The following is an 8969-nucleotide window of genomic DNA, read 5'->3' on the forward strand; positions in this document are numbered from 1 at the left end:
AGATGCGTGATCTGATCCTTCAACTCAGCAAAAGTTCGATTTATTCAACAAAGCCACTTCACAGCAGAAGAGGCCCTGAAACGGATCGGTGATTACCTTCGCCATATACTGAGTGTGCTACCGGAGTGGCCGTCGAACAAAGTCGCCGAGCTCCTGTCATGGAAGGCAGATCCCACCAATAAATAGTCGTCAATACGGCGATCACTTTACGCTTACCACTAACTTAAGTGATACCAACTGTCTGGAGATTCAGGGGGCCAGTCTATCCGCCATCTGCTGTCTGTCATATTTTTACCTTCAGAAATTATCAGTTGAGACACTCTGATAATCCCTTCTAGGATAGTTTAAATTGGGCTGGGTAAATTTTTTTAGTGCATCAAGATGTCTTATTGGAAATTAGTAAAACACATTTGTGAAATATTGCTAAGGCTAAAGCGTGATGGCTATCACCCTACATAATTTTTTTATTCACTACCTTAGATGCTGAATCCTGACCTGAGGTTGTGTCAGGAAATAAATACTGGAGATAGTAATGGGGAATATAATAAAAGACGGAAGTGGCAGTTATTTTCCAATGTTGTTTATTCTGCCACTTGCCGGACTGGCTGAACTTGCATCACTGTACTCTATTCAGGCGCTGCTACCAAAACTGAGTGAGGTTTATCATATTCCGCTGAATCAGGTTGGCATGATATTATCTGCCGAAGTAGGGTTCCTGGCATTTGCCATGTTGTTCAGCGGTTCGTTATCGGATCGCTTTGGTCGCAAACCTGTAATATTTGCATCCCTTTTTGCCGGAGGTGTTTTGACGTTACTGTGCGCGCTGGCACCATCATGGCAGGTTTTAGTTATCTTCCGGGCACTGCTGGGTATTGCGGTCAGCGGTGTTACTGCAGCAATTACGGTATATATCAGTGAAGAGGTCTCTCCGGGTATGGCCGGGATCATCACCAGTTATTTTATCTTTGGCAATTCTCTGGGAAGTATGTCAGGGAGGGTTATTGCGACCCAGATGATGGAGCATTTTTCTGTTGAAGTTATATTTTCTCTTTTTGGTTGTGTCCTGATTATTATTGCTCTTGCGGTGAAATTCCTGTTACCGGCATCGAGAAATTTTAAAGCATCCTCATCACTACAGTTATCGGTTGTCTTCCGGGGGGGACTGAACCATATCAGAAACATTAAAGTTTCGTTATGTTTCATAACAGGTTTTATTCTGTTCGGTTCATTTACGTCCATCTTTAATTTTTTAGCTTTTAATTTACACAATGCTCCGTACAACCTCGACTATACATGGATTGGGCTAATACCACTGAGTTTTTCCCTTACTTTTTTCATTGCACCTTATGCTGCTCGTCAGGCAATCCGATATGGATCAATGAATGTTTTAAGTTTTTTAATTAGTTTTATGATGGTTGGGGTGTTTATTACATTTATTGCTGAGTCTGTCTGGTTATTTATATCTGGCGTGGTGCTCCTTTCAGCTGCATTCTTCTCATCACATTCAATCATTCTTGCCTGGGTCAGTGCCAGAACATCCAGTGCAAAAGGACAGGCCACCTCTTTTTATTTACTCTCTTATTATTCCGGTGGTGCGGTAATGGGGTATGTCAATGGCTGGTTGTTCGCCATACAAGGGTGGGGCGGTCTGGCGATATCCTGTCTTGTTATGCTGGGCATTGGGCTTATGATCACACGGGTGATATCAGCGAAATACGAGTATCAAAAAGCAGCCGAGAAAAACAGTCTTTCCGAAATTATTTAGTTCAATACACACTCTGTAATGCAGTACTTTTCTTTATAGAAATAATGTATTGCCAGATTTATGGCATGATACAAAAGCGACGTATTTATCACCCCTGAGCCTGTAGCATTAGTTACTCTGGATAAGTCAATGTTAGCCAAAACACTTTACGAAAAACTGATTGAAACACATACAGTGCGGGAACTTGATAAAGAAGGGCATGTCCTTCTTTATATAGACCGTTCTATCCTTAATGAATATACAAGCCCGCAGGCTTTCAGTGGCATACGGGAGCATCATCGTACGGTACGCCATCCGGAGGCTTTTCTGCTTAATATCGATCACGTTAATCCCACCAGACCAGACAGGGATGCGTCCATGACCGATCCCGGCGGACAACTGCAGGTGGATTATTTTCGCAGGAATGCCCGGGACTTTGGAATTGAGCTATTCGATGTGATGGATCCGCGTCAGGGAATTGAACACGTCGTAGCGCATGAACAGGGATTGATTATGCCTGGTATGGTTATTGCCGCAGGTGACAGTCATACCACGACATATGGTGCGTTTGGCGCGCTTGGATTTGGCATTGGTACATCGGAAATAGAACATCTTCTGGCGACGCAGACGCTCATATATCGTCGACTAAAGAATATGAAGGTCATGGTTAGCAATACATTACCCTGGGCCTGCTCAGCCAAAGATATCATTCTACAGCTGCTTGAAAAAACCGGTGCATCTGGTGCTACAGGGTATGCCATAGAATTTCAGGGTGAAGCAATCCGTTCCCTCAGTATGGAAGGACGCATGACCCTATGTAATATGGCTGTGGAAGCAGGCGCCCGTGGCGCAATTATTGCCCCGGATCGGAAAGTGTTTGATTACATTCAGGGGAAACCTCAGATACCGAATGGCGAGTTATGGGACCAGGCATTAGCCCGGTGGTCAACCCTGTACAGCGATCCTGATGCGGTATTTGACAAAACAGTGGAAATTGACTGCCGGGAAATTGAACCCAAAGTGACCTGGGGAATAAGCCCCGACCAGACCGGTTCAATTGGCGGTTCAGTTCCTTTTCCCGGAAAAGAACCGGACCCCTTAAAGCAGCAGGCTATAAAGAAGGCTCTGCAGTATATGGAGCTTGCACCCGGTACACCATTTCGCGATATCCGGATCTCCCATGCATTTATTGGCTCCTGTACGAATGGAAGGATTGAAGATCTCAGAGCCGCAGCCCGTGTGCTGGCAGGCAGAAAAATTGCGCCCCACGTAAGAGGCATTATTGTTCCCGGTTCCACGCAGGTCCGGAAGCAGGCAGAAAACGAAGGGCTGGCGAGAATATTCATTGATGCAGGATTTGAATGGCGGCAGTCCGGCTGTTCAATGTGTCTGGCCATGAATGAGGATGTACTTCTACCGGGGGAGCGCTGTGCATCCAGTACTAACCGCAATTTTCCCGGCAGACAAGGGGCAGGTGCCAGAACACATCTGATGAGCCCCGCCATGGTCGCAGCAGCTGCCGTTGCCGGACACCTTGAAGATGTACGCCTTTTGCTTGATTCCGGAGAAGAAAATGGACGAGTTTAATCAGATTACAGGTGTCATTGCTCCCATGCCTGACGCGAATATTGATACCGATGTCATTATGCCAAAGCAATTCCTTAAGGGAATTGATCGTGCCGGTCTGGATAAAGGCGTGTTTTTTGATCTCCGTTTTACCCCGGACGGGCAACTGAATGAGGACTTCATCTTAAACAGGCCTGGCTGGCAGAATGCTTCTTTTTTGCTGACAGGTCCAAATTTTGGATGCGGTTCCAGCCGGGAGCATGCTGTATGGGGTCTGAAACAGCTCGGTATCCGGGCGCTGATCGGCTCTACTTTTGCCGGTATTTTTAATGATAACTGCCAGCGTAACGGCATACTGACCCTCTCCCTGGACGATGCTTCAGTAAAACAGTTAAGCCGGATTGCAAACGATCCTGAAATGAACCGTATCACCGTTTCTCTCACGGACGGGGAGATCATCACACAAAATGGTGTATTTCCTTTCCATGTCAGTCAGATGGTTCGTGAGATGTTATCTGCTGGAGGGGATGCTATTGGCTGGACGTTAAAATATCAGCAGGACATAACGCGGTTTGAAAAACAGTATTTTTCCCGCTCCCCCTGGCTGAAACCACAACCGGTAACGGACTGATAACAGGAGATAAATAATGAAACTCGTTCAGTACAGTATTCATAACCGCAGACGTTACGGCATCATCAAGGAGAATACCGGTATTATTGATCTCTTTCTGAGACTGGGGGACAGATATCCGACCCTCAAATCCTTGCTGGAAAATAATGCCCTGCCGGAAGCCGCAACATTTCGGTATGACAATCCGGATCACGATATTCAGGCTATACCGTTTCTTCCCGTCATTGATGAGCCTGGGAAAATTATTTGCGCAGGTATGAACTACGCGGAAAAGCGAAAGGAATTTAATGAAATAAATCCGGCACCCACCTTATTTATTCGTTTTCCGGATACTCAGGTCGGTCATAATTCGGTATTGCTCAAACCCAATAACACTTGTGAGTTTGATTATGAAGGCGAACTTGCTGTTGTGATAGGTCGGCGTTGTTCACATGTTTCTGAAGAACAGGCTTTAAGCTTCGTGGCCGGATACAGCTGCTATATGGATGGTTCTGTAAGAGACTGGCAGCACACCTGGTATACAGCAGGGAAAAACTGGCCATCAACGGGGGCTTTTGGTCCTTGGCTTGTTACGGCAGATGAAATCCCGGAACCACAAAATATACAGCTTGTTACCCGATTAAATGGTCGCGAAGTTCAGCGGGACTCCACGGCGAATATGATACACAGCATCGCATTTCTCATTGCTTATATCAGCACATTTACCGTTCTTTCTGCCGGTGATGTCATTCTTACCGGATCTCCCGGTGGGGTCGGGAAGAAACGTACGCCGCCACTTTTTCTGCATGATGGTGATGTTGTGGAAGTGGAAATTGAGCATATCGGGGTACTGCACAATGTCGTTCGGGATGCAGGATATACAGATGCTGCGGCTATGCTGGTATAAGGACAAGGTCATGAATACAATCTATGAACGTGGTGCATCCCCTTTCATTCCTGGCTTTGAACTCAGGGATGTTGTCCTGGAAAATGGTATCATGCTCCGGGTTGCGATAGGGGGCAGCGGAGCTCCTCTGGTGATGCTGCATGGGCACCCGCAAAACCATGTTACCTGGCGTAAGGTTGCGCCGGAACTGGCAAAATATTATACGGTTATCCTTCCCGACCTGCGCGGATATGGTGACAGTTCAAAACCCGCCAGCGATGAGACACACCGCCCGTATTCAAAACGTGTCATGGCAAATGACATTGTCATGCTAATGAATGCACTCCAGATCCAGACTTTTTCCTTTATTGGTCATGATCGGGGGGGGCGGGTGGGGCACAGGCTTGCTCTTGATTATCCCCACCGGGTTACAAGCTGTACTTTCATTGATATCGCCCCCACTGCCACCATGTATGCACGGACCGATAAAGCTTTTGCCACTCGTTATTTCTGGTGGTTTTTTTTGATCCAGCCGGAGCCATTGCCGGAAAAAATGATTGCGCATGACCCGGAGTTTTTCTTGCGAAAACATATCGGAGGTCAGCTCAAGACCCCAGGGGCTACTGAAGATAAGGCATTTAATGACTATCTGAGGTGCTACCAGAATCCGGATATGATTCACTCAGTCTGTGAGGATTATCGGGCTTCGGCTTCCATAGATCTGGATGATGATCAACAGGATCGACACAAGCGTATCGAGTGTCCGCTGCTTTTACTGTGGGGGGCAAAAGGCACAGTAGGTCAGTTATATGATGTTGTTGAGACCTGGTCCGGAAAGGCAAAAGATATCAGGGGAGAAGCGCTTCCCTGCGGGCATTCTCCTCATGAAGAGATCCCGGAAATTTTTCTTCACCGTGTTCAGTCTTTTCTCGGAACAGTGCTATAACGCTCCTGTACTCCTGAATTTTCTGACTGATTATGAAAAAAAATATTGTTGGTAAATATTACCGCCAGCCTCATGAAGGCTGGCCTTCTGTTGAAGATTTACAAGTGTTTATCACCGTTGCCCGAAACGGTAGTTTCTCCCGGGCAGCGCTTGAGCTTGGGCAATCGGCTTCCTATATCAGTAAACGGATCGCACTGCTTGAAAAAAACCTGAATACCCGCTTATTTTTTCGCAATAACCGGATGGTACGTCTGACCGTTGACGGTGAAAATGCCCTCTCCGGAGCGATACAGCTGGTTGAGCAGATGGGTGATTACGTCAGCAGCATTACAGAGCCGGATGATATGCTCAGCGGCAATATCACCATCAGTTGCTCTTTCGGTTTTGGAAACGAGTATGTTGCCGGGGCGCTGTCAGGGCTGATACGGTCGTATCCAGGGCTTAAAGTAAAATTACTGCTCAGCGATCGCGATGTTGATCTGGTTGAAGAAGGGATAGATATTGAGATACACGTCGGGAATGATTTTAAAGAAATTTATATAGCGAAAAAACTCGCCACAAACCGTCGTATTTTGTGTGCCTCCCCGGATTACCTTCATCAGGCTGGTATGCCATCATCAATTGATGAGCTTGTTGATCATCATTGTCTGATGCTCCAGGAGCGTAATGCTGTTCTTGGAAACTGGGTGTTGACGGATGGACAACAGGAATTTACCTGCCGTCTGAATACGTTTCATACGTCAAACAGCGGCAGTGTTGTGCTGACCTGGGCATTACTGAACCACGGAATTGTATTACGTTCTACCTGGGATGTGGAGAAGTATATCGAAAATGGCAAGCTCATTCATATCCTCCCTCAATGGTATCAGGAAGCGGATATCTGGGCTGTGTATCCTCAGCGTCCGTCTACCAGCGGGAGAATTAAAACGTGCATTACTTATCTTACCCGGTACTTTTCTGAGCGATTTTAGCTCCCCGAATTACTGTAAGCGTGCAGCGAGAACCGTATTGACGGGGATGTGTTATTCAGTTGGCAGTGCTACGCGCCAGGGGAGTAGTTCGCTGACCCGGTTTATCGGCCAGTCAGCAATGACGTCAAGGACATAACGGAGGTAGCTTTCTGGCTCCACTCCGTTCAGTTTGCATGTCCCGATCAGGCTGTACAGCAGCGCTCCCCGCTCTCCTCCATGATCCGAACCGAAGAACAGGTAGTTTTTGCGGCCCAGGCTGACCATCCGTAGCGCATTCTCAGCTATGTTGTTATCTGCCTCGGCCCAGCCGTCGTCAGTATAGTAAGCCAGCGCCGGCCACTGGTTCAGTACGTACGTGAACGCTTTCGCCAGTTCTGAGTGTCGCGACAGCGTTTTCACCTTTTCACGCAGCCAGCTTTCCAGGGATTTCAGCCGCGGTTTAGCTTTTTGCTGACGTTCTGCAAGGCGTCGCTTCGCCGGCATCCCCCTTATTTCCGCCTCGATGGCATATAACTCACCGATCCGTTTCAGGGCTTCCTCCGTCAGCGCTGACGGGGTGCGAACGTGCACATCGTGGATCCTGCGGCGGGCATGAGCCCAGCAGGCAGCTTCCGTTATCTGTCCATTGCGGTACAGTTCGTTGAACCCGGCGTACGCATCCGCCTGCAGAACACCGCTGAAGCCAGCGAGATGGCTCTGCGGGTGGATACCTTTTCTGTCCGGGCTGTAAGCGAACCACACTGCCGGCGCCAGCTCTGACCCGGCGTTACGGTCGTCACGAACGTACGTCCACAACCGCCCGGTCTTCGTTTTCTTATTACCTGGCAACAGCACCGGGACAGGCGTGTCATCAGCATGGAGCTTACCGTCAGTCAGCACATAGTCCTGAAGCGCCCCTTCCAGCGGTGACAGTAGCCGGCAACACGCATCCACCCAGCCCGACAGCAGTGAGCGGCTCAGCTCCACACCCTGGCGGCCGTATATTTCAGACTGGCGGTACAGCGGGGTGTGCTCTGCATACTTTGAACTCAGCACGCGGGCCAGCAGCCCCGGTCCTGCGATACCCCGCTCGATGGGCCGTGAAGGCGCGGGGGCCTGCACGATGGCATCGCACTGAGTACAGGCATGCTTTTCACGTACTGTCCGGATAACCCGGAAGGCGCTGCGCATCAGCTCCAGCTGTTCGGCGGCATCTTCACCCAGGTAACTCAGCGCACCACCACATTCCGGGCAGCATGACGCTGCCGGCAGCAGCCGTTTTTCGTCACGGGGAAATGATTCAGGGAACGGTTTGCGGGTACGGGTCTGCCGCAGCGGGCGCTGCACGGCCGGGTCATCCACCCGGCCGGTAAGGGTATCGCTTTCTTTCTGCAACTGCTTAAGGTCGGCTTCCATCTGCGCGATACGGCGGGAGACTTTTTCGGAGCGGCTGCCGAAGTTCATCCGGCGCAGCTTATCCAGTTGCGCCTGCAGGTGATCTATTTCGCGTTCACGCTCGTTCAGCTTTTCCAGAAGGGCACGGTTCAGCGCCTCCTGTTCGGCAAGGAGACGTTTCAGTTCATCGATATCGTCAGGAAGTAAGCTGTTCATACCGGGTATATTACCAGGCTCATTCAGCGTCGACCAGGACAAAGAGGCCTACAACATAGTCAGTGACGTAAGCAGTCTTTTAGGCTGCCGCCAGTCGATACCTTCAAGGAGCATCGCCAGCTGTGCCGGTGTGAGGAACACTTTGCCATCCCGGGCTGACGGCCAGGCGAAGCGGCCGCGCTCCAGCCGTTTGGTCAGCAGACACAGTCCATCGCCGGTAGACCAGAGGAGCTTTACCTGACTGCCATTACGCCCACGGAAGATAAAAACGTGACCTGACATCGGATCGTCTTTCAGCGTCGTCTGCACCTTTGCCGCCAGGCCGTTGAAGCCGTTTCTCATATCGGTGATGCCAGCGACCAGCCAGATCTTTGTCCCTGATGGTAATGGGATCAACGTTTGAGCTCCCGTATCAGCAGGTTCAGGATATTTTCGCTGATGGCACCATTCAGACGGAGTGATCCGTGCCGGAACGTCACTTCACAGCTGATATTGAGTGATTCAGGTGCCGCAGCAGCTACAGGTTGTGACCGGGGGGAGGTTGCAGGAACAACATCTTCGGTATCAAGTGTTATCGGGAGCAGCTCAGGCACGTTGTTTTCTGTTGTTGAAGGAGGACGTAGTTTTCCTTCGCGCCAGTACTGACGCCACTTGAA

9 protein-coding genes and 1 pseudogene are annotated in these 8969 nt (G+C 49.4%); 7 read left to right on the top strand and 3 right to left on the bottom strand.

Translation table 11 applies throughout. From position 1 onward, the window contains the following. Positions 1 to 93: 93 nt before the first annotated feature. From RRF55_RS25045 to RRF55_RS25075, 7 genes and pseudogenes are all read left to right on the top strand, one after another. Positions 94 to 186 (top strand): annotated as a pseudogene (locus RRF55_RS25045) (hypothetical protein); the annotation flags it as partial. A gap of 346 nt (positions 187 to 532) precedes the next feature. Continuing rightward, the gene (locus RRF55_RS25050) at positions 533 to 1765 is read left to right on the top strand and encodes an MFS transporter (protein ID WP_023288221.1); all 1233 of its coding nucleotides are present in this window, start codon (positions 533 to 535) and stop codon (positions 1763 to 1765) included. 129 nt (positions 1766 to 1894) lie between these two features. Then, positions 1895 to 3331 carry a 3-isopropylmalate dehydratase large subunit gene (gene leuC, locus RRF55_RS25055; protein ID WP_023288222.1) on the top strand — a complete coding sequence of 479 codons (1437 nt, stop codon included), beginning with the start codon at positions 1895 to 1897 and terminating at the stop codon, positions 3329 to 3331. Next, positions 3318 to 3941, top strand: coding sequence for a 3-isopropylmalate dehydratase small subunit (gene leuD / locus RRF55_RS25060; protein WP_023287222.1), 624 nt, complete (start codon positions 3318 to 3320; stop codon positions 3939 to 3941). Before leuC ends, leuD begins: the two co-directional genes overlap by 14 nt. Before the next feature lie 16 nt (positions 3942 to 3957). Beyond that, a complete protein-coding gene (locus RRF55_RS25065; protein WP_023287223.1) occupies positions 3958 to 4827 on the top strand; it encodes a fumarylacetoacetate hydrolase family protein in 870 nt (289 codons plus the stop codon). A 10-nt stretch (positions 4828 to 4837) separates the two neighbouring features. Next, positions 4838 to 5752, top strand: coding sequence for an alpha/beta fold hydrolase (locus RRF55_RS25070; RefSeq protein ID WP_023287224.1), 915 nt, complete (start codon positions 4838 to 4840; stop codon positions 5750 to 5752). Positions 5753 to 5784: 32 nt separating this feature from the next. Then, complete coding sequence (locus tag RRF55_RS25075) at positions 5785 to 6723, top strand: LysR family transcriptional regulator (RefSeq protein WP_023287225.1); 939 nt, start codon at positions 5785 to 5787, stop codon at positions 6721 to 6723. A gap of 51 nt (positions 6724 to 6774) precedes the next feature. Here RRF55_RS25075 and RRF55_RS25080 read toward each other — a convergent pair whose 3' ends face one another. The 3 genes from RRF55_RS25080 to RRF55_RS25090 form a co-directional block, all read right to left on the bottom strand. Next, the gene (locus RRF55_RS25080) at positions 6775 to 8313 is read right to left on the bottom strand and encodes an IS66-like element ISKpn24 family transposase (protein WP_023287226.1); all 1539 of its coding nucleotides are present in this window, start codon (positions 8311 to 8313) and stop codon (positions 6775 to 6777) included. Positions 8314 to 8361: 48 nt separating this feature from the next. Beyond that, entirely contained in the window at positions 8362 to 8709 is a 348-nt protein-coding gene (gene tnpB / locus RRF55_RS25085) for an IS66 family insertion sequence element accessory protein TnpB (RefSeq protein WP_000612626.1), read from the bottom strand. Next, positions 8706 to 8969, bottom strand: a 264-nt coding sequence (locus RRF55_RS25090) for a hypothetical protein (RefSeq protein WP_416270559.1), incomplete at its 5' end; no start/stop codon positions are given. The genes tnpB and RRF55_RS25090, both read right to left, overlap by 4 nt.

It is taken from the genome of Klebsiella sp. K47, from assembly GCF_051858335.1.
In the GTDB taxonomy this organism is placed as follows: Bacteria; Pseudomonadota; Gammaproteobacteria; order Enterobacterales; family Enterobacteriaceae; genus Klebsiella; species Klebsiella pneumoniae.